Raw genomic sequence first — 22,798 nt, 5'->3', positions numbered from 1 at the left:
TTTTTCTTCTGCCTCCTCTTCCCTATTCTGTCCACTGTGTTTTATTCTCATCCTGTCAGGGTATGAATCAGCGCGGCAAATGCACAGACCTGACCGAACAGTGACGAATTATTGATATTGTAACACAGAGAAGGTATATACTCAACCTTTTTACTCCAGTTTGATTTTGGATATTATTGCTTCTACAGCCCGCATAACAAAGGGATAAGAGCTCCTCTGTACCCCAGAGCAGCGCTTATCCCTTTATGAATCATTCTTTTACTGTCTTAACTGTCATAAGCAGTTCTCCTGCCTTGATCTCTTTCCCCTCTTTTACAAGGATTTGATCCATCTCTCCATCCATGAGGGCGATTACATTCGTCTCCATTTTCATTGCCTCAACTACTGCCAGAACCTGGTTTCTTTTGACTTTTTCTCCCGGTTTTACAAGTATCTTACTCACAAGTCCGGGTATGGAAGCACCCACATGGCTCAGGTCATTGGGGTCAGCCATTGGTATGGATTCCACAGTCACCTTGGCGCTCTTATCCTGCACGGAAACTTCCCTGCGAATGCCGTTCAGTTCAAAGAATACATTTCTGGTCCCGTCCGGGTTCAATTCGCTCTTGCCCAGATATTTTATGACAAGTGTTTTTCCGTCTTCTATCTCCACACGGTTTGTCTCCCCCTCGGCAAGTCCGTGAAAATACACATGGCTGCCCAGGCGGGTGATATAACCGTATTCTCTGCGGCTCTTTAAAAAGTCCTCTACAACCTTAGGATAAAAGCACCAGCTTATGACCATTCTCCAGTCCGGTTTCGGAACAAATTGTTTCAGTCTCTCTCTTGCCGCATCGAAATCCATGGGCAAAAGCAGTTCACCCGGACGGCATGTGATGGGTGTCTCTCCCTTCAGAACCACTCTCTGCAGTTCTTTTGGGAATCCCCAGCGTGGCTGCCCCATCATTCCCTTGAAATAGCTCACTGCAGAATCCGGGAAAGTCAGGTTTTCTCCGCGCTCCACAATATTTTCCGGTGTCAGATCATTCTGGACCATAAAAATTGCCATATCACCTACCATTTTTGAGGACGGCGTTACTTTTACAAGACCTCCCAGCATCTCATTGACCGTGCGGTACATCTCTTTTACTTCCTCAAACCTGTGTCCCAGGCCAAGGCTCTCCACCTGTGGTTTCAGATTGGTGTATTGGCCGCCGGGTATTTCATAGCGGTAAATATCTGTTGCGGGATATTTGATTCCTCCTTCAAAGGAGCGGTATCTCTCCCTCACGTCACTCCAGTAATCGGTCAGCTCCTGCAGACGTTCCAGAGACAGGCCGGTGTCTCTTTCCTGACCCCAAAGAGCTGCCACCAGGGAACTCATGGAAGGCTGGCTGGTGAGGGATGACATGCTGGAAACAGCCGTATCCACAATGTCCGCCCCGGCCCCCGCAGCCATGAGCAGCGCCGCGATCTGATTTCCGCTGGTGTCATGGGTGTGGAGATGGATGGGGAGACCCGTCTCCTCTTTCAGTGCTTTCACCAGCTTATGTGCAGCATAAGGCTTCAGAAGTCCTGACATATCCTTGATACAGAGAATATGGGCACCCCGCCGCTCCAGTTCTTTTGCCATCTCCGTATAGTATCCCAATGTGTATTTATCCTCTTTCGGGTCAGAGACATCCCCTGTATAACACAGTGTTGCCTCTGCGATCTTATTCTGGTTCAGCACTTCATCCATGGCGATTTCCATTCCCGGGATCCAGTTCAGGGAGTCAAAAATTCGGAATACATCTATTCCGCTTCTTGCTGCCTCTTTTACAAATTCCCGGATCAGGTTGTCGGGATAGTTGGTATATCCCACCGCATTTGCACCGCGCAGCAGCATCTGGAAGGGAATATTGGGTATTTTTTCCCTGAGCAGGTCAAGGCGTTCCCACGGAGATTCCTTAAGAAAACGGTAGGCCACATCAAAGGTGGCACCGCCCCACATTTCCAATGAAAAAGCATCTGCCAGTATCTCTGCAGTCCCCTCCGCGCCTTTTACCATATCGCGTGTTCTCACTCTGGTGGCAAGAAGGGACTGGTGTGCGTCCCGCATAGTGGTATCTGTAATAAGCAGCTTTTTCTGATCCAGCACCCACTGCTTTACCGCTTCGGGTCCCCGAGCATCCAGGATCTGTTTCAGACCGTCTTTCCTCGTTCCCGTTACCTTTGGAAAACGCGGCGGCTCATAGCGGTATTTTCCGGCTGTCGGGTCATTGACTACAATGTTGCCTATGTATTTCAGCATTTTTGTGGCCCGGTCCTGGGAACTCTTGATAGAGAACAGTTCCGGTGTCTCGTCAATGAATTTTGTATGGCATTTTCCTGTGCGGAACATGGGATGCATTAAGATATTTTCAATAAATCCGATATTGGTCTTCACACCGCGCACCCGTGTCTCGCTCAAAGCCCTGAGAGATTTGTTGCAGGCACCTTCAAAGGTATTGTCATGTGTGGTAACTTTTACGAGAAGACTGTCATAGTAGGGGGATATCTCTGCACCTGCGTAGGTATTTCCGCCGTCCAGACGTACACCGAATCCGCCTCCGGTCCGATATGCGGTCACCTTTCCGGTATCAGGGGCAAAATTGTTCTGCGGGTCCTCTGTGGTTACCCGGCATTGGATGGCATATCCATGCCGTTTTACATCCTCCTGCTTTTCAATCCCGATCTCCGGAGCTGCCAAGGTCTTTCCCTCAGCAATGAGTACCTGAGCACGGACAATATCAATATCTGTGACCATCTCTGTGACTGTGTGTTCCACCTGAATCCTGGGATTCATCTCGATAAAATAATATCCGCCCTTCCGGTCCACCAGAAACTCTACCGTCCCCGCATTTACATACCCAACTTCTTTTGCTATTTTCACTGCGTCTTCACAGATTTTTTCCCGTATATCCTGTGAAATGGCAAATGCAGGCGTAAATTCCACCACCTTCTGATAACGCCGCTGCAGAGAGCAGTCTCTCTCAAAAAGATGGACAATATTGCCGTACTGGTCTGCCAATATCTGTACTTCAATATGCTTTGGCTCCTCCAAAAATTTTTCTATGAAAATATCACCGCATCCAAAAGCCTTTAAAGCTTCACTCTGCACCAGCGGGAAGGTATCTCTCACTTCCTGTTCATCTGCGCACCGCCGCATGCCTCTTCCGCCGCCTCCTGCAGAAGCCTTCAGTATCACCGGAAAACCGTAAGATACTGCAAGCTCCACCGCCTCTTGGGCATCACGGATGGGCACTGTGGACCCCGGAACAGTAGGAACACCGCAGCGCTTTGCAATTTCCTTTGCGCTCAGCTTATCCCCCATCTGTTCCAGCACATGGGACGGCGGGCCGATAAAGGCAATGCCGCTCTCCTCACAGGCCCTGGCAAAGTCCGCATTCTCTGAGAGGAAACCATAGCCCGGATGAATGGCATCCACCTTATGCTTTTTGGCAATATCTATGATCATGCCGATATCCAGATATGCACCTAAAGGACTCTTATTCTCTCCTATCATGTAAGACTCGTCTGCTTTTGTCCGAAAGACGTTGTACTCATCTTCCTTAGAATAAATCGCAACGGTACTGCGCCCCAAATCGCAGCACGCCCTGAAAATACGGATGGCGATCTCTCCCCTGTTAGCTGCCATCACTTTCTTAAAGTTTTTGCCGCACCTTTCTTTTTCCATACCTTTCCTCCTGTTTTTTGACCATAACGTGATTTGTTTCCGGTTTTGTCTTTCTATTAAAGGCATTTGTCTGTTTCCGAAAGACAAAAATATTTATTTCCACTATACTCTATTTAAAATGAAAAAGCAAGAAAAAAATAATCTTTTTATACACGTAAAAACAGGAGGCACAGACAGATTTCTCTGTGTGCCTCCTGTATAAGATTGGCTGCCGCAGCCTTTATTTTTACTTTAAAGTAGCTCGGATCAGGCTGTTATGGTCTCCTTTTGCAAGTTCTTTTACCCTGTCAAAGTCCAAATGCATAGCCTCTGTGATGCGTTCTCCGTATTCCGGGTCTGCCCAGAAGCAGTGTACTGCATGGCGATACTTGATATTATCAGTCACCGGCGCAATATTTCTCGCCGTATTTTCTATCAGAAGGACCTTCTTGTCCTCCTCAAGGATACGCCACAGATCTCCGCCTGCCCGGAAGCAGTCATCCGTAGGATCATCCGTGGGATCATAGGCATACATAGCACCTGACAGATCAAGAGGCGGCTCCATGACCTCCGGCTGTGACGACCATACGCCTGCGCTGTTTGGTGAATAGGAAGGCGCCCTCCCGTAATTTCCATCCACACGCATAGCGCCGTCCCGGTGATAGTCGCTGACCTGGCATTTTGCCCTGTTTACCGGTATCTCATTGTAATTGACTCCCAGACGGTATCTGTGGGCATCTCCGTATACAAACAAGCGGCCCTGCAGAAACTTATCCGGTGAAAATCCAATGCCTGGCACTACATGGGCAGGTGTAAATGCTGCCTGTTCAACCTCCGCAAAATAATTTTCGGGGTTTCTGTTCAGTTCCAGCACCCCCACCTCTATCAGCGGATATTCTCTGTGTCTCCAAATTTTCGTAATATCAAACGGATTCTCATAATGGTTTCTCGCCTGTTCTTCTGTCATGATCTGCACATACATGGTCCACTTGGGATAATCGCCCCGCTCAATGGATTCAAAAAGGTCACGTCCATGGCTCTCCCGATCCATGCCGCATATTTTCTCTGCCTCCTCATCCGTCAGATTTTTAATTCCCTGCTGTGTGTGGAAATGGAATTTACACCAGAACCGTTCATTCTTTTCATTATAAAATGAATAGGTATGTTCACCATAGAAGTGCATGTTCCTGAAGGATGCCGGTATTCCCCGGTCTGACATTACAATGGTGGTCTGATGAAAGGTCTCAGGAAGCAGTGTCCAGAAATCCCAGTTGTTCTGGGCGGAACGCATGCCTGTCCTTGGGTCACGTTTTACAGCCCGGTTCAAATCCGGGAAATTATGTACATCGCGAAGGAAAAATGTGGGCGTGTTATTTCCCACCAGGTCCCAGTTTCCCTCTTCCGTATAAAATTTTACAGCCACACCGCGGATATCACGCTCCGCATCCGCGGCCCCCCGCTCCCCGGCAACCGTGGAGAAACGGATAAAAAGCTCTGTCTCTGCACCGGGCTGCAGGACCTTCGCTTTTGTATATTGGGAAATATCGTGGGTAACCGTAAGTTTTCCGTAGGCTCCCCATCCTTTGGCATGCATTCTACGCTCCGGTATCACTTCACGGTCAAAATGCGCCAGTTTTTCCATCAGCCACACATCCTGCATGAGTACCGGGCCTCTCGGACCTGCTGTCAGGGAATGTTCATTTTCTGCCACAGGTGCACCGGCTTCATTCGTAAGTTTCCATTTGTTTTCTTCCATGCTTTAATCTCCTTTTCTTTCAGACACCTCCGTGACAAATGAGGTAACTCGTGCTCCATGAAAATATTCTTATTCTGCCGCCAGTTACTGCATGTTATTTATATATTTATAACATATATAAATTCATTTTTCTGTGACTATATCACATATCATCTTTTTTTAATCATATCATCATTCAGCACAATATACATCATTCTTCTAAAATTATTTTTGTTTTTATGCATTCTTTATATTTTCTTAAGAACTTACAAAAAAACCCGGAACAAATGAACATTCCGAGTCTTTTTGTAATACCCAGAGGCTATCTTCCTCTGTGCTTTTCCTTTCTTTTCTGCTGCCTTAAGGCAAATTTTCTCTGCTCCTCCTCTTCCCTTTTCTCTTTGGAAAGGGATCTGCGCATTTCCTTATCTTCCTCATGCTGGAGCTTCAGAGCCTGCTGGGATTTCGTGCCGATGCCCGTCTGGTTCATCTGCTTTTTTACCTGGCGCAGCATCCTTTTAGGATTTTTATGCTCTGTTCTTCTCACAGCTTCAGCAACAGCCGGACTGAAACTTAGACGATACCAGTTCTGACTGATAAATTCCTGTACCTCATACTCTTTTGGCTCCGGTCCGAATGTGATCTTACACACGGAACATCCTCTGCTGTCCATTCTCTCACACAGGCCAATCCAAAAGGGGTCCTGAAAAAACACCTTCACTGTTATCGAAATCCTGTCCATAATCGTTCCTCCTTGAAATGTTTTTATGGACTGTGAGGGTTATCCATCCGAATACCACTGCACATGTCCTGCAAAGAAGGGACGACCTAAGGAGGAAGGTTACTTACAGACCGGGATAACTGCACATCCGATCTGCGCCCGGACTACCTACCGGGTCTGTGTGGCCCTGCCGCACGTTGTGTTTTTATCTTTGCATATATATTATAGCGCATATGAGGAGAATGTGCCAGTCGGCCTGCTGCCTTCTTTTTGTTTTGTGATGTGTAAAAAGGCTCCCGGGTCGATTTCCCCGGAAGCCCATCTCTTTATTTTCCCACAGCCCTTTTCATCTCTGCTGCCACTTTATTCCTCAGTCTGTAAAGATACTCTGCATCCTGCGGATAGTTCTCAAACGTGATTTTTCCTTCTACACCCTCATATATAATTTCCACTACCCTCTCCCTGCCAACACTTTTTTCCAGTTCCTCCAAAGCACGCATATCGTCAAGTCCCTCCCGCTGTACCTCTGCCCGGATGGAAGACCATGGTTCCCCGTCCGCACCGGGATACACCAGAAATGGGTCTCCGGATGGAAACGCAAAACCTGCATGCGTGTCAAAAAAGGGATCGATATGCTCTATGGAAAACATAGAATTATAAAAGTTATATCCCCAGTGCAAAAAACCCTCTATCCTATACAGATACATCAGCACACCCATAATCCGGTTTCTGGCACTTGGCATGGCAAAAAAGCGGTTTGGCACTTTATTATTCTGCGCACAGCAGTAATATACCCAGAGATGCTCCACCCCGTGATCTATAAAAGCCTGGATATGGTCATTGGAGGGAATTGGATTTTCCACGATCCCTTTTTCATAGAACACGTAATCACTCAGGGCATCCATCACCTTCCACCCTTTCAACAGGTCCTCCACTGCTGCCTTAGCCTGTATATAACTGTCCAGATTCTCCCTTGACGGTTCGTCAGAGATATGAAAATAAACATGCTCTCTGTCAAACCCAAACGCTTCCAGCTTCTCCTGAAGCGCCGGAAGAAAGGCTTCCAGAAATCTTCTGTATTCTCTGCTCACAGCCGGTACATGCCACCCGAATTTATGTGTCTTAAGGCCATTCTCTGTGACATATATCTTCGGCGTCGCCTTTGCCCCCCACTGGGTGAAGAGATGGGCAATCTCAAGATTCTCAATCCCTGACCGTCTGCAGATATCACACCACCTTTTCAGCTTTGTAAAATCAAAAAGATAACCGTCCTCTTTCAATTCTGCCTCAACCAATTGAACCGTTGTGCGCTCTCCTCCAATCGCAGTGTCCAGGGGCGGTGTAAACACAGGCGTCAAGATCATATTGACCCCCAGCTCTCTCCCTGCAAGGGCAATCTGCTTTTCTATGACTTTCCAGTGCATTTCGCTGAATACTTCCGTCCGATAGAAATCTGCCAGGCAGTCAGCATGAAACCACTCTGTATGTATGAGAGACTGCGGTCTCCACTGCGCCTCCGCCACTTCCAGCTCAAAAGGAAACACCGCTCTTTCACATTCCATGTGTTCCGGCTTTTTAAGTGTACCATCTCCCATGTATACTTCCGGCAGCATGGTCAGCTCAACCGCCGCCTGATATACCCCGGCATCCAGCGTTTTTGTATCCGGAAAATCAATCCACAATGCCCGAAACTGCCCGGGCATTGGCGTGATAATATTCTCTTTTTTGGGTTTCAGCAGGTCCGGAAACAGCCCCGGCCGGGTTGTCAGATAATTCTCATCCGTAACCTCATAACAGGGAAAGGCGGATGGTACCAACTCCACATCACGGAAACGCGCGCTAGCCGGTATTCCTGTCACTTTACATTGAAAACGGTATTTATATGGAAGGTTCTCCCCACCGCATTTTCTCCTGTAGGCAATCTGTACCGCAGGCACTTCTCCTCTCAGAATTGAGATTCTGTGTGCCTCGCCCATTGCCTTTGGCTCAGTATCCGGAAATATTTTTTCCAGACTGCCGGTCAAATAAAATTCAAACTCTGGCATACTTCTCCTTTCAAAATGGCATTCGCATAATCAGAATGGTGTCCCATCCAAATCATAAGGAGTAGCCTGATAAACGTAATAATTGAGCCAGTTCGTATACAGATTATTCGCATGTGCCCTCCACAGCAGAAGCGGCTTATTATCCGGATCATCCTCAGGATAGTAATTCTCGGGAAGCTTTATATCCAGCCCTTTCCCTTTATCTCTCTTATACTCTCCGTCCAAAGTCACACGATCATACTCCGGATGTCCCATGACAAAGATCTGGCGGCCGTCCATAGCCATGCATAAAAATACTCCGGCTTCCTCTGATTCCGCCAGGATCGTCAGCGCATCACAGGCATGGATGTCCTCTGCTGCTACCTCTGTATGACGGGAATGGGGCGCTAAAAATTCATCGTCGAATCCGCGCACAAGGGGCACCCTGCGGTTTTTTACCCTGTGGCGGAAGAGGCCGAACACCTTGTGGTCCATCATTTTCTTCTTCAGGCCATAGTGATAGTAAAGCCCCGCCTGGGCAGCCCAGCACAGGTAAATGGTGGAGGTCACATTTGTCTTTGTCCACTCCATGATCTCCTTTAACTCTTCCCAGTAATCCACTTCCTCAAATTCCATCTGCTCCACCGGTGCGCCTGTAATGATCATTCCGTCATACTTATGGGCTTTTACCTGGTCAAAGGTCTCATAGAATTTGTTCAAATGGCTGGTCGCCGTATTTTTTGACTCGTGGGTCGCAACCATCATGAAAGATACATCCACCTGCAGAGGAGTATTGGACAGTGAGCGCAGAAGCTGCAGCTCTGTCTCTTCTTTGAGCGGCATAAGATTCAGGATCAGGATACGGATCGGCCGGATATCCTGATGGACCGCACGCCCCTCATCCATGACAAATATATTTTCTTTTTCCAGTATTTCCTTAACAGGCAGGTCACTTTGTATTTTAATCGGCATGTACTATTCCTTCTTTCCTTATGTATTGTTTTTGGTAACTATTCAGCCAGCTAAATAGTTACGGGTATTCGCCCATTAAAAATCGCTTCGCGATGGGGCGAATACCTGCCGCCACTACTCTTTTGCACGGTCAGCGCAGTAAATGCGCAGACCTGACTGAACAGTTACTGTTTTTGCAGCTATTTGGCAGACCGAACCGCTGCTTTATTTTTACATCAGCGGCGCAAATATACGGAGCACTTTACCCATGATTCTGTTAAAAATGCTGAGCCGCTTGTAATCTGCCACTGATATTTTCACACATTTTTTTTTCGTAGCCTGGAAATCCCGCTCCACATGGGAAATCTGGGAATTCCGGTAAAAGAGTACCCCATCTTCAAAATGATGGTAAAAACTCCTGTAATCCATATTCACAGTACCTACAATGGCCTTTTCATCATCTGAGGTAAATACTTTCGCATGGACAAATCCGGGTGTATACTCATAGATTTCCACACCTGCCTCCAGCAATTCATTGTAGTACGTCTTCGCAAGGGCAAAGGCAGTCTTTTTATCCGGAATATGCGGCATGATGATGCAGATCTCCACACCGCGCTTTGCCGCATAAGTCAGTGCCATGATCATCTCATGGTCCAGAATCAAATACGGCGTCATAATATGTACATAACGCTGTGCGGTATTTAATATATCCAGATATACCTGTTTCCCTGTGCGCTCATATCCATAAGGCATCACATCATAGGGAATCACATATCCGTCATTTGGCATCTGCATATCCTTTGGCGTCCGGTATGGCTCATATTCCAGATCTCCACGCTCTGACACACCCCACATTTCCAGAAACATGAAGGTAAAGCGTTCCACTGCCTCGCCCTTCAGCATGACTGCCGTGTCCTTCCAGTGGCCAAAACGTTCCTTCTTATTAATATACTCATCTGCCAGGTTCGTTCCTCCGGTAAACGCCACCCTGCCGTCAATCACAAGTATCTTTCTGTGGTCCCTGTTATTGTAATGGGGTGAGAAAAACGGTTTGATGGGGGCAAACATTTTGCACTGGATTCCCTCTTTCTCCAAGATTTTCGGATAAAAGGAGGGGAGCAGCGCCAGCACACACATTCCGTCATACATGACCCTGACTTCTACGCCTTCTCTGACCTTCTTTTTCAAAAGTTCCAGCACCGTATTCCACATATACCCCTCTTCCAGGATGAAATATTCCATAAAGATAAATTTCTCGGCCTTCTCCAATTCCTTTAACATGGCCGGAAACTGCTCATCACCCAGCGGAAAATAAGTCACAAGGGTATGCTCATAGACCGGACAGGTGCCGTACTCCATTAGATAAGAGGCCAGATGCCCCATCTGGGGGCTTTTCTGTTCCAGATCTTTTTTCACTTTTTCCTTCTGGGTCACATACTGTTTTGTGAATTTTCCCAGATACTGAAGTCTCTGGTAGATCATCCTGGTTCCCGGCTGGCTGTTGATATAGAGATAAAACAGCGCTCCGAATACGGGTACCACCGTCACCGGAATCATCCAGACCAGCTTAAAATCCGGATTTCCTCTGCTGTTGAACAGATGCAGCAGTACCAGAACTCCCAAAACTACAAATCCGGCATAAATATAAAAGCTGTAATCCCTCAGCCAGATAAAACTGGCGATGATCAGGGCAAACTGGACCAGGAAGGCAAAGACCACAATCAGGGTCCTGCCGAAAATAATAGTCTTAACGCCCTTCAGCCCTTTCTTCTTCATCTCTTCGGACTGCATTTCCTACCTTCTTTCTGTCATCCTTCCCCTGAAAGCTTCAGGAAATCCTCCTCTGATAAAATGGGGATCCCCAAATCCTTGGCCTTCTTATTCTTAGAGGAGGAGGATGTGGTATCATTGTTGATCAGGTAATCGGTCTTGGAAGTTACACTTCCCGTAACCTTTCCGCCTCTTTCCTCTATATATTCTTTTAACTGCGATCTGTTTGCAAAATGCTCCACGCTTCCGGTGATAACAAACTGTTTTCCCTCCAGGCTCTGGGTGCTCTCTGTCTTTACCTCCTCAAAGGTCAGGTGGGACAGCAGGTGCTCCAGCCTTTTCATATTGTCCTCATCCGCAAAATATTCCGTAAAGGTTCCCGCGATCACCGGTCCGATTCCCTCAATGCTGCTGATCTCCTCCGGTGTGGCATGTATGATCTTCCCCAGGTCATAGCGGAACTCTTTGCAGATCATCTTCGCATTGGCAATCCCCACATTGGAGATTCCCAGGCTGTATAGGAGTCTCGGAAGGGTGGTGTGGGACGCCTTTTCTATGCTGGCGATCAGATTGTCATAGGATTTCTGTCCAAACCCTTCCATGGAAACAATCTCATCTCTGTACTTCTCGATCTCAAAAATATCGCCGAAGTCCTTGATAAACCCTTTTAATATGAATTTTTCCAGGGTTGCCTCTGACAGGCCGTCTATATTCATGGCATCCCTGCTGACAAACAGGGTGAAAGATTTTATTCTCTTTGCCTGACATTCTGTGTTCATGCAGTACAGGGATTCCACATCATTGGTTTTGACCACCCTGGCTTCCTGCCCGCAGACGGGACAGACCTGGGGAATCTCCAGATTTCCGCTCCTTGTGAGATTCTCCGCAATCTGGGGAATGATCATATTGGCTTTATAAACCTGAATCTTATCTCCGATTCCCAGCTCCAGCTCTTTTAAGATACTGATATTATGCACACTGGCTCTGCTCACGGTAGTTCCTTCCAGTTCCACCGGCTCAAAGACTGCCACAGGATTGATCAGTCCGGTCCTTGACGGGCTCCACTCTATTTCTTTCAAAGTAGTCTCCCGGATCTCATCCTTCCATTTGAAGGCAAATGCATTCCTGGGAAATTTTGCAGTGCTGCCCAGAGAATCACCGTAAGCGATATCGTCATAGAGGGCTACCAGACCGTCTGAGGGAAAATCATTGCGGGTGATCTTGTCTGAAAAATAGGCAATGGCATCATCCAGGGTATCCGCTGTCACCATCCTGTATTCCACCACATCAAATCCCTGGCCTGCCAGCCATTCAAATTGTTTCTGCCTGGAGTTCTCAAAATCCACGCCCTCTGCCCGGACCAGGGAGAATGCGTAAAACTGCACATTCCGTTTTGCTGTGATCTCGTTGTTGAGCTGGCGCACGGAACCGCTGCAAAGGTTCCTGGGATTTTTGTAACGGGCATCCACATCCTCGATCTGTTCGTTGATCTTTTCAAAGTCAGAATAGGTGATAATGGCCTCCCCGCGAAGGATCAGCTCACCTTTGTGGGCGATTTGAAGGGGAATGTTCTTGAAAACCCTGGCGTTGTTGGTGATAACTTCACCCACCACACCGTTTCCCCTGGTAACTGCCTTTGAAAGACTGCCGTCCCGGTAAGTAAGTACAATGGTAAGTCCGTCCAGTTTCCAGGAGAGCAGAGTCTTCTGGTCCCCGATAAACTCCCGCAGGGTTTCCACATCCTTTGTCTTGTCCAGGGAGAGCATGGGACTTTCATGGGCTTCCTTCTGCAGTTCGTCCAATGCTTCATATCCCACCATGGCCGTTGGGCTTCCTGTCAGAGTGATCCCCGTCTCACGCTCCAGCAAAACCAGTTCATCATAGAGCTTATCGTAATCGAAATTACTCATAATCTCCCTGTCCTCCTGGTAATATGCCTTAGCCGCCTCATTTAGAAGAGGAATCAGTTCTTTCATCCTCGCTGTCTTGTCCATGTTACCTTTTCCTCCGTTCATTTTTCCTTATGACAGTTGTCTCCGAAGAATCCCGGATGAGACTTTTCAGCTCCTCCAGTTCCTTTTTTGTAGCCTCCCGGTACTGTCCTGCCGGCAGGCTGCCCAGCTCCAGGTTCATGACGCGAACCCGTTTCAGACGTTTTACTCTATATCCCAGATATTCACACATCCGCCGAATCTGACGGTTCAAACCCTGGGTCAGTATAATGCGGAATGACTTTTCACCTGTCTTTTCCACATGGCATTTTCTCGTCACCGTTCCCAAAATCGGGACACCGCATGACATTTTTCTGATGAAATCATCTGTCACAGGCTTATCCACAGTCACCAGATACTCTTTCTCATGACAATTGCCGGCCCGCATCATTTTATTGACCAGTTCACCCTGGTTCGTCAGAAGCAGAAGTCCTTCTGAATCTTTATCAAGCCTGCCTATATAATATATCCGAATTGGGTAATCTATATAAGAGATTACATTATTTTTTACTTTTGGATTGGCTGTACATTCAATTCCTCTTGGCTTGTGAAAGAGAAGAAGGACCTTTTTTTCTTCACGGCGAACCTCTTTTCCGTTCACCCAAATCTCCTGTCCCACCTCGATCTGCATGCCGAGAACAGCCGTTTTCCCGTCCACCGTAACTTTACCGTCCTGCACAAGACGGTCCGCTTCCCGCCTGGAACAGATGCCGGCGTCACTCAGATATTTATTTAAACGCATGTTTTGTGCGCTCCTTTACGTATTATGATAAAGAGTATATCACAAGTTCTGCCCGCAAGTAAAGCGCTCGCTTTCCCATGCCTTTAAGATATCTTAAGCAGTTATTTCGACATTTTTTCGGTTTGCGCCTTGCCAATCCTTCCACTGCGATAGTATAATGATAACGTGTACTTATGAATGTGCCCGGTCAGATATGACCGGACATATCAATTACAAAGGGGTTAATGTAATGAAAAACAAAAAGAAAACCGCGGGCATCCTTCTGCTGACCTGTATTCTGGGTGCCGTGCTGATTTTTGTGCCTAAGTATATTTTTTCTGCGGTCAAGACCAGCATGGATACCTACAGCAACAAGAAGGAAGCCATGAAGGAAGACCACTGGGTCTATAATGACTCCGGCAGGAAATTCGTCTACCACGACGGTGTTGTTATCAAGAACACCTGGCGTGAAGTGGGCGGAACCCGCTACTATTTCGATGATGAAGGGTATGTAAAAACCGGATGGGTTACCGATAAGGGTAAGCGGTATTACCTGAAGGAAAACGGCACTCCCGCATCCGGCTGGGTACAGCCGGAAGGTGAATCCTGGTATTATCTGGATGAAAGCGGAGTTCCCACAACGGGCTGGGTCAAAAATGACGAAAAGTGGTACTATCTGAAGGATGACGGAACCATGGCTACCGGATGGATAGACGTGGATGGTAAGAGCTATTATCTGCAGGATGACGGTTCCATGGCCTCCGGATGGGTGGAGCGTGACGGCAACCGCTATTATCTGGACAGCAGCGGAACCATAAGTACCGGGTGGAAGGAAATCGAGGATTCCTGGTATTACTTCCGTGATGAGGACGGCGCCATGATGATTGGCTGGATCACCTCTGACGGCACGAATTTCTTACTGGACAGCGAGGGCAAAATGGTCACCAACTCCTGGGAAGAAAAAGACGGCAAAAAGTATTACCTGGGTGATGACGGCAAGCCTCAGACCGGATGGGTAACTGTGGACGGCAAGAGGTATTATCTGAAAGATGACGGTACTCTGGCAGGAAAAGGCTGGATCAAAGATGACGGAAAATGGTACTACCTGAAGAGTGACGGTACTGCCAAGACCGGATGGCTCCAGATTGGAAAAGACTGGTACTATCTGAACAAAGACGGCAGTATGGCTACCGGATGGATCACGGTTGACGGCAAGGCTTATTTCCTGAAAGACAATGGTGTCTGGGACAGCAAAGCAGCGGCAAAGACTGCCGCTGCGGGTTCCGGCCCTATGGTTGCCCTGACTTTTGACGACGGTCCCGGAAAATACACGGATCGGATTCTGGACACACTGCAGGCAAACGGAGCAAAAGCAACGTTCTTCATGCTCGGCCAAAATGTCCCCAGTTATCCGGACGCAGTCAGAAAAATGGACAGTATGGGATGCGAACTGGCCAACCACACTTATGACCACACAAGCCTGGATTCCCTGGATGCCTCCGGCGTACAGAATGAGGTGGAATCCACCAACAGCAAAATTGCAGCGATCGTAGGACACGGAGCTACCTTAGTACGCCCGCCTTACGGCGCTTATAACTCTACTACTAAGGCCAATGTAGGGCTTCCTATGATTCTTTGGTCTGTAGATACGCTGGACTGGGAAACTCGAAATGCACAGAGCACTTATGACGCAGTCATGGCCGCCAAGGACGGAGATGTGATTCTTATGCATGATATTCACGGCCCTACGGCAGACGCGGTGGATATGATCGTACCGGCGCTGAAAGCCAAAGGCTTCCAGATGGTAACTGTCAGTGAACTGGCAGCCGCCAAAGGAATATCCCTTGGAGACGGCATTGCATACGGCGCTATCAGATAAACTGAAAAAACTGGTGTACAGTGATGAATTTCACTGTACACCAGTTTTATTTTACTGTAACAAATCTCCGAAAATGTATCCGGTCTGTCCATTGTATTCTACTTTAATCCAATTACCGTCTGCATTGTCAACCTTGGTCACTTTTGTTCCGGCCTGCAGCTCCTGGAGAATATCTCCGTCTGTTCCTGCCTCGGAACGCATATTACAGACATCCTGAGTTGTCAGTTCAGAACCGTTGTCCGCCATGGAAGCCATACTGGTTTCCTGTCCAAGCTGTTCTTCAAAAGTTTTCAAATCAGCATCTGACTCCATCGCCTTGTTCAGGTTGGTCTCCACCTCACTGATCAGCTTCCTGACATCCTCATCCTGATTGGTCTTGTCAATGTATTCATTGACCTCCGTATCATTCTTGTCATTATGGATCATGTATTTGTCATCCTTTTTTACCACATAAAGCTGTGCCAGCCCCGGAGCCGGTGTATTTACATCGGTAAACTTCAGGTCATAAGAAACAAATACTACATAGCTGTCATCTGTGAGACCTTTTTTCGTATATACATTGATATTGCTGTAACTTTCAATATAAGTGGCATTTAATACTTTTGCTTCGTCTGTGGCATCAAAGCTGTCCGCAAGTTCTTTCATACGGTCAACATTTTTCTCTCCCCAGGCTGTATAAAATGCATCAATCAAAGAATTTACTTCAGGGTATGCATTTTTCTCCAAAGAGTTTTCATCCTCTTTTTTCTCGTCCTGTGCTTTTGCATCAGCATCAGAATCTTTCGACTTCTTGGTATCGTCAGACCCTTTCTGCTGCTCTGTCTGTGCGTCCGGCTTCTTTTCTTCTTTTGAAGAACCGCCCGTCAGGGCTCTAATGCCGAAAAACAGAACCACCAGAACGACCAAAATAGCCAGACCCAGAAGAATATACCTCAGATTGTCTGAAAGCCATTCTCTGAAATTGTCTAACATCCTTGTCCTCCTTCAAGACTGTTACCCTTCATTCCCTTATTCCAATGCTTTTCCCCAAAGCACCAAACACACCCGGAGGGATTCGAACCCCCGACACGTGGTACCGGAAACCACTGCTCTATCCCCTGAGCTACGAGTGCATATGTCTTCCTAGAAATGACATCCTTAGTATATTACCACATATTTTTGAAATTGTAAAGCCTTACGCAGAAATTTGGGCATGCGCCGCCGAAAACCGGCAGATTTCGGCGGCTATCCCCCACTTTTACAGGATTAGTGCATCCTTTTTCCTGTCATAATAGTATACATTATGGGACAGAACCTCCTCGTCCACCACCTGGGTCTCATTGACCTCTCTGACCATAGTCTCCAGCTCCTTTTTGGAAAACTGCCCGGAATCGGGCACAAGAATACATTCATGAATGCTGCTGGGCAGCACAAAGTAATTGCAGTGCAGAAGTCTGCTGATATGGGAAAGTACATGGGGATACAAAAGCACCGCGGCGCCGAAATACTTTTCTTCATTGGTAAGGATATACATCGGCTCCCGCTTCTGAAAACCAAGGGACAGAAAATCATCCTCCCCGGACATCTCCCGGATCAGCTCCTCCATCCCCTGAAACGTAAAGGGCAGTCTGCGGCTGGTATTTTTATGTGCATCCTCATATATTTCCTTCAGCTTGACCCCCCAGGTTTCCAGATGACAGTTATGTACCAGAAAATTTGCTCCGTTTAAAATCTCCTCATCCAACCGGTAATAAAACACCACAGCCAGGTCAAGATACGGAATATAAGGGACATTGTTCAAAAGTTTTCGGTTCATCTCAAAATTGATCAGTTTGTAGCAGATATGGCTTCTGGCTCTTTTGTAATCTTCAAACCCGGCATTTTGAAACTCTTCCTCCTCCACCTGCCTTTCTGCGTTGAGCTCCAGGATCTTAAGCGTCACTTCCTCCAGAGACATTCCATGTCTGAAGAAATCATAGAAATCAGCCAGATATATGGTAGGCGCAATATGGGCACCGCTCTCCATAATCGTGACAGCATCCAGAATCTTCCCGTTGTTTTTCTCAATCCTGTGAAGTGTGACCCTCTGTTCCCCCGCTTCTTTTTTCAGGCTGCTGAGTATCTCCTGTGTAAATGTGTTGTAGTCCATCTGTGAACCTCTCTTTCTTTTTTTACTGCCTACCGGAATTTTGCCGTATAGGATCTCAGACAGTAAAAATACTGTCCTATATTTAAGGGCTGCAAATGGACATATGGTTTCCATTGACAGTCCGTAAATATTCTTTTTGCTGTAATTGGAAAACACTGCACGAATGTGCAAGAATGCTGATAGATATTTGACTGCTATACATTGTAAAAATGTAAATATCATTATACAGGAATGCAAGGGATATTTCAAGTACATTTTACGATAATATTTCTTTTTTGAATCTCTCATTCTTTTAAACCCGGAGGCAGGGGCTGTCACTGCCCCTCTGTCCTCCAAAGCCAGGTATCCTCCATCCCTACCGGTACTTCACGGCAGCTTCCGTCTGTGGCGTAAACTTTCGCGGTATCGCGCTCGTATACAACAGATTTGATGATCAGCCACTGTTCCGTTCTGCTGTCCCATACAGGGTGTTCTATGTAGTTTGGCAGGTCATGGATCTTAATGCCCATTTGCTGCTTATCCACACCAATATTTTTTAAATATTCCAAAACCGTCATCTCTCCTATTCCTTCTCAAATTCTTTGCCGTATCTGTGTAGTTTCAAAAATCTTTTCCTGTTTTACCCATACTGCCGGACCGTGTATCCGACCCTCCTTTTATAAAGCTTATGGCTTTTGTCCACTTTGTGACCAGTAACGCGCTTCGCGATGCACAGTTCTGTCCTTTAGAGTACCAAAACAATAAATAGCTTTTTGATGCCTGCTGGCGGGTATCTTGCTTCGCATCGCGCAGCATCCATCTTTAGAAAACATCTCCCGGAACTATAGCCTGTAATATGTAACGGTTTATGCAGTATTTTTATATTCTTCCTCCAATCCTTATTGACATTGCTGAGATAATAAAGTATACTCATTTTATCGAACATATGTTTGTATTTGGCATTTGTTTCCGTTAACGGTTATTACATTTATATAATATCACCGTTAATTACTATAGTCAACTATTTTTCTTCCATTTTTTTCCGTCAAGTAGTATTTATTATCTATTCTCAAGTTGATTTTTGTTGATTTTTTCCGCTGGCGGCTGTAAACTTTCAGTAACAGGAGGATACTGAAATGGGTCTTGAAAAAATCGAAGAATACAAAAAGAGGCTGGGAATGACTACTGCAGAGCTTTCTGAGAAATCCGGTGTTCCGAAAGGAACGCTTGACAAAATATTAAGCGGCGTGACCAGAGATCCTAAACTGGAAACCCTGAAAGCCATCGCCCGGGTTCTTGGACTTACCCTGGATGATTTTGATGATGTGAGCAGAGAGCCGGAGAAACCCGTCCCCACATACGACGACGTGGAGCTTCTCATAGCCAGAAACGGAAAAAAAATGTCAAAAGAACAGAAACTTCGCCTGATACAACTGTTGTCCGAAATAGATGAGTAATTTCGGAGCGATTTATTTTGGAGTATATTTATATAGCAGATATGATTCTGAAAGTCTACAGGGAGTGCGGCATTAAAGATTTCCCCATTCCCTGCCTTGATATCCTGAGGCATTATGAATTCAGGACGATTACATATTCAAGATTGAAAGAATTAAATCCTGAGATTTACACACTCTGCGTCACTGCCTCCAACGACGCTTTCTGTGACCAGAGAAACCGCATCATCGCTTACAATGAAAAAGCGGTTTTAGGCCGTATACGTTTCTCTCTCATGCACGAACTGGCACACTGTGTCTTTGAACACACCGGCGAAGATCCGGAAAACGAGGAAATTGCAGACTGTTTTTCCGGTAATATACTGGCTCCCCGGGTTGCGATCCGCCATTATGGCTGCAAAAATGCAGAGGACATCCACCTGCGGTTCGGGCTTTCTTATGCGGCCTCCAACAAAGCGGTACAGGAATATAACACCTGGGAGCAGAGATGCACGTTAAAAGCAGACCGGGAGCTGGATGACTGGTTATTTCCGCTTAACGACTTCCACCGGAGTTTCCTCCGCCGTCTGCGCAGGCAGCAGCGCAGACAAAAGCAGCAGATGAAGCAGTACGAGCAGAAGCTCTCCTTTCTGCAGGAGAATCATTTGGATGACTATCTGGTACAGGGAGAGGACTGCCGGCTGTATGAATTTCAAAACAGTTTGACAGAATAATTTCAGACATGATAAAAGCCTGGAAATCCAGGTTTCCAGGCTTTTCTTTTACCAGAAGCATTATACTCTGGACAGGTATTCTCCTGTTCTTGTATCAATCTTGATCTTATCACCCTGGTCTACAAATAAAGGAACATACACAACTGCGCCAGTCTCAACAGTAGCCGGTTTGGTAGCTCCCTGAGCAGTATCTCCTTTGAATCCAGGTTCTGTATCGGTGATATCCAGTTCTACAAATAACGGAGCTTCGATAGCGAAAACATTTCCGTTGTAGGAACATACCTTTACCGTCTCGTTCTCTTTTACGAACTTCAGAGCATCGCCTACAGTCTGATTGTCAATGGCAATCTGGTCATATGTCTCATTGTTCATAAAGTAATATAAATCACCATCATTGTATAAATACTGCATGTCCACACGGTCAATACGTGCCTGCGGGAATTTCTCAGTAGGTCTGAATGTCTTCTCTACAACTCCGCCGTTGATAACATTTTTTAATTTTGTTCTTACGAAAGCAGCACCCTTTCCAGGTTTTACGTGCTGGAATTCCATAATCTGCACTACATTGCCATCAATTTCCAGAGTGAGACCATTTTTAAAATCTCCTGCTGATATCATAATGAATATTCCTCCTTAAATTCTTCCATTGGAAAAGCATCTCTTTTTCCACTGTACTCCATTGTATAATACCTCATCCGATTTTTCAACTGTTTTTTCGCTTTCTTTGGTCTTTCCTGTAAAAATAAAGGACGATTTTTTCCAATTTCCGCTTTAAAACTATCTGAATCTCCTCTTTGGGATGAATCGGTTTCACAAGAATATTGTGCATCCCTGTTCTCTTTGCACCGTACACATCCGTAAAAAGCTGGTCACCGATAAACACCGTGGTCTGCAGATCTGTTCCCATCAGCTCCATAGCCCTTCTGTAATTCTTCCGGGATGGCTTATGCGCATTCTCAATAAAATGTACCTGTACATCCCTGTTAAAAGAAGAAACTCTTTCATACTGGTTATTTGACAGCAGGCAGCACTGAAATCCAATCTCTTTAAGCCGTACAAAAAGCGCCTTTGCCCGTTCATCTGCAGGCTCCCCGTGAGGCACCAGGGTATTGTCAATGTCGAAGATCAGACCCCTGTATCCCTGCGCATATAATTTTTCAAAGTCTATGACATATGTGGAATCCAGATATTCATCCGGAAAAAAAGTGCGAAACATTGTCGATTCTCTCCCATCTGTAAGCAAAATAAAACGCGGCATGGCTTATTATACCCTGCCGCGCATCCAAAAATTCTTGTATTCTTCACGGCATACTTTTTAGATACTGTGGCATGCCATAGATGGCACCCCGTACCTGAAGGCACAGCAAATGTGCCGCATATAGTATACCGTGATGGTAACAGTTTTCCCGGGTGTTTGTCAATTCTTTTTGTATTATTTCAAGTTCGTTTTGCCCGACTGTGCCGTTGTTCGCGCTTCTCTGTCCCGCCAGGTGTTTTTAAACCGAAGATATAAAATCCTGAGGCAGGCAGCGCAGTAAATCTGCAGACCTGTCTGAACTGTCACTTTTCAGTTATCTTTCTGTCAGGACTGTATACTGCTGTGTCTCCAGTACATTTTTATAGGCCGGACGAATGATCTTGTCTGTGTTGATCAGCTCTTCCATGCGGTGCGCACTCCATCCCACGATCCTGGCAATGGCAAACATCGGTGTATATAATTCAAGCGGAAGCTCCAGCATGCTGTAAACAAATCCGCTGTAGAAGTCCACATTGGCACTGACACCTTTGTAGATATGACGCTCCTGTCCGATGATCTGAGGTGCCAGACGCTCTACCATCTCGTAAAGCTGGTAATCTTTTTGTCTTCCCTTTTCTTCTGCAAGCTGTTTTACAAACTTCTTGAAAATCTGGGCACGCGGATCGGATATGGAATATACCGCATGACCCATTCCATAAATCAGACCTCTCTTGTCAAAGGCTTCTTTATGGAGCAGTTTTCTGAGGTATTCGGAAACCTCTTCCTCGTCCTTCCAGTCCTTTACATGCTTCTTCATATCGTCAAACATGCGTACAACTTTAATGTTGGCTCCGCCGTGTTTCGGACCTTTTAAGGAACCGAGAGCCGCCGCAATGGCAGAATAGGTATCTGTTCCCGAGGAGGAAACCACATGCGTGGTAAAGGTAGAGTTATTACCGCCGCCGTGCTCCATATGCAGCACCAGGGCCAAATCCAGAATGGTTGCTTCAAACGGCGTATACTTCTTATCCGGACGCAGCATTAAAAGAATGTTCTCTGCTGTGGACAGTTCCTTTTTCGGATGATGTATATATAAACTCTTGTTCTGGTTATAATGGCGGTGCGCCTGATATCCGTAAACGGACAGCATCGGGAAAATACTGATAAGATTGATGCATTGACGGAGTACATTGGGAAGTGATATGTCCTCCGGGTTCGTATCGTAGGAATATAAGGTTAGAACACTCCTTGAAAGGGTATTCATCATGTCCCTGCTGGGAGCTTTCATGATAACATCACGGACAAAATTCCGTGGCAGACATCTCTGGTCGCCCAGTATCTTGCAGAAATCATCTAACTGCTGCTGTGTCGGCAGTGTTCCGAATAACAGCAGGTATGTAGCTTCTTCAAATCCAAAGCGTTTCTCCTGGAGAAATCCTTTGGTCAATTCTTCAATGTTGATTCCTCTGTAGTACAGCTCACCTTCGCAGGGAACTGATTTTCCATCCTCTTCTTTGCTGGAGACTATATTGGATATCTGTGTCAGTCCGGCAAGAACGCCTTTTCCGTTGATATCACGCAGGCCTCGCTTTACATCATACTTCGCATAGAGGGACACATCCATCTTGCTGTGATCCTCGCAAATCTTTGTAAGGGCTTCGATTTCAGGTGTTACTTTCATATTAAATCCCATTTTAGATTCCCCCTTGTTCTTTTATCTTCATCGCTTTAGCATAACGATATTTTACCATAAGAAAAGGTCAGTAACAAGAAAAATTTTTCTAAACATTCTATAAATTTATCAGACAGTAACTGTTCC

At 46.3% G+C, this 22,798-nt stretch carries 17 protein-coding genes and 1 tRNA gene; 3 read left to right on the top strand and 15 right to left on the bottom strand.

The annotated features are described in order from the left end of the window. Positions 1-250: 250 nt before the first annotated feature. The 8 genes from MUB35_RS22685 to rluF form a co-directional block, all read right to left on the bottom strand. Positions 251-3,697 carry a pyruvate carboxylase gene (locus MUB35_RS22685; protein WP_244806894.1) on the bottom strand — a complete coding sequence of 1,149 codons (3,447 nt, stop codon included), beginning with the start codon at positions 3,695-3,697 and terminating at the stop codon, positions 251-253. A gap of 226 nt (positions 3,698-3,923) precedes the next feature. Then, on the bottom strand, positions 3,924-5,432 hold the full coding sequence (locus MUB35_RS22680) for a catalase (protein ID WP_033143771.1): 1,509 nt from the start codon (positions 5,430-5,432) through the stop codon (positions 3,924-3,926). 301 nt (positions 5,433-5,733) lie between these two features. Continuing rightward, the gene (locus MUB35_RS22675) at positions 5,734-6,153 is read right to left on the bottom strand and encodes a YjdF family protein (protein ID WP_244806893.1); all 420 of its coding nucleotides are present in this window, start codon (positions 6,151-6,153) and stop codon (positions 5,734-5,736) included. Between the two features lie 305 nt (positions 6,154-6,458). After that, positions 6,459-8,177, bottom strand: coding sequence for a DUF4091 domain-containing protein (locus tag MUB35_RS22670; protein ID WP_033143774.1), 1,719 nt, complete (start codon positions 8,175-8,177; stop codon positions 6,459-6,461). Positions 8,178-8,207: 30 nt separating this feature from the next. Further along, on the bottom strand, positions 8,208-9,128 hold the full coding sequence (metA, locus tag MUB35_RS22665; RefSeq protein WP_054353482.1) for a homoserine O-acetyltransferase MetA: 921 nt from the start codon (positions 9,126-9,128) through the stop codon (positions 8,208-8,210). A 210-nt stretch (positions 9,129-9,338) separates the two neighbouring features. After that, positions 9,339-10,898 (bottom strand): cardiolipin synthase, encoded by a 1,560-nt coding sequence (gene cls / locus MUB35_RS22660; RefSeq protein ID WP_330425165.1) that lies wholly within the window; start codon positions 10,896-10,898, stop codon positions 9,339-9,341. Between the two features lie 17 nt (positions 10,899-10,915). Then, complete coding sequence (gene ligA / locus MUB35_RS22655) at positions 10,916-12,871, bottom strand: NAD-dependent DNA ligase LigA (protein ID WP_033142637.1); 1,956 nt, start codon at positions 12,869-12,871, stop codon at positions 10,916-10,918. A 1-nt stretch (position 12,872) separates the two neighbouring features. Continuing rightward, positions 12,873-13,610 carry a 23S rRNA pseudouridine(2604) synthase RluF gene (gene rluF, locus MUB35_RS22650; protein ID WP_033142638.1) on the bottom strand — a complete coding sequence of 246 codons (738 nt, stop codon included), beginning with the start codon at positions 13,608-13,610 and terminating at the stop codon, positions 12,873-12,875. A gap of 229 nt (positions 13,611-13,839) precedes the next feature. Here rluF and MUB35_RS22645 point away from each other — a divergent pair, with 229 nt between their 5' ends. After that, positions 13,840-15,468 carry a polysaccharide deacetylase family protein gene (locus tag MUB35_RS22645; protein WP_052099618.1) on the top strand — a complete coding sequence of 543 codons (1,629 nt, stop codon included), beginning with the start codon at positions 13,840-13,842 and terminating at the stop codon, positions 15,466-15,468. A 51-nt stretch (positions 15,469-15,519) separates the two neighbouring features. Here the strand turns inward: MUB35_RS22645 and MUB35_RS22640 are convergent, their stop codons facing one another. The 4 genes from MUB35_RS22640 to MUB35_RS22625 all read right to left on the bottom strand — a co-directional run bounded on the left by MUB35_RS22640 (position 15,520) and on the right by MUB35_RS22625 (position 18,144). Then, on the bottom strand, positions 15,520-16,440 hold the full coding sequence (locus MUB35_RS22640) for an SH3 domain-containing protein (protein ID WP_244806892.1): 921 nt from the start codon (positions 16,438-16,440) through the stop codon (positions 15,520-15,522). 67 nt (positions 16,441-16,507) lie between these two features. Next, positions 16,508-16,580 (bottom strand) — tRNA-Arg (locus tag MUB35_RS22635). Between the two features lie 125 nt (positions 16,581-16,705). Then, positions 16,706-17,596, bottom strand: a complete 891-nt coding sequence (locus MUB35_RS22630) for a DUF5688 family protein (RefSeq protein WP_033142640.1) — start codon at positions 17,594-17,596, stop codon at positions 16,706-16,708. A gap of 314 nt (positions 17,597-17,910) precedes the next feature. Next, a complete protein-coding gene (locus tag MUB35_RS22625) occupies positions 17,911-18,144 on the bottom strand; it encodes a hypothetical protein (protein ID WP_146051714.1) in 234 nt (77 codons plus the stop codon). A gap of 567 nt (positions 18,145-18,711) precedes the next feature. On the opposite strand from MUB35_RS22625, the gene MUB35_RS22620 reads away from it, so the two are divergent. Both MUB35_RS22620 and MUB35_RS22615 read left to right on the top strand, forming a co-directional pair. Beyond that, entirely contained in the window at positions 18,712-19,032 is a 321-nt protein-coding gene (locus MUB35_RS22620; protein WP_033142643.1) for a helix-turn-helix domain-containing protein, read from the top strand. A gap of 17 nt (positions 19,033-19,049) precedes the next feature. Further along, entirely contained in the window at positions 19,050-19,742 is a 693-nt protein-coding gene (locus tag MUB35_RS22615; protein ID WP_148393301.1) for an ImmA/IrrE family metallo-endopeptidase, read from the top strand. 60 nt (positions 19,743-19,802) lie between these two features. On the opposite strand, the gene efp is transcribed toward MUB35_RS22615, so the two are convergent. From efp to MUB35_RS22600, 3 genes are all read right to left on the bottom strand, one after another. Then, on the bottom strand, positions 19,803-20,360 hold the full coding sequence (efp, locus tag MUB35_RS22610) for an elongation factor P (protein ID WP_033142644.1): 558 nt from the start codon (positions 20,358-20,360) through the stop codon (positions 19,803-19,805). An 85-nt stretch (positions 20,361-20,445) separates the two neighbouring features. Beyond that, entirely contained in the window at positions 20,446-20,958 is a 513-nt protein-coding gene (locus MUB35_RS22605) for a YqeG family HAD IIIA-type phosphatase (protein WP_033142645.1), read from the bottom strand. Between the two features lie 355 nt (positions 20,959-21,313). Next, entirely contained in the window at positions 21,314-22,672 is a 1,359-nt protein-coding gene (locus MUB35_RS22600) for a citrate/2-methylcitrate synthase (protein ID WP_033142646.1), read from the bottom strand. Positions 22,673-22,798: the final 126 nt, after the last annotated feature.

Source organism: Blautia sp. NSJ-175 (genome assembly GCF_022867815.1).
In the GTDB taxonomy this organism is placed as follows: Bacteria; Bacillota; Clostridia; order Lachnospirales; family Lachnospiraceae; genus Blautia; species Blautia celeris.
The sequence above is the reverse complement of the archived record's forward strand: the minus strand, read 5'-3'. Positions and strand labels throughout refer to the sequence as shown.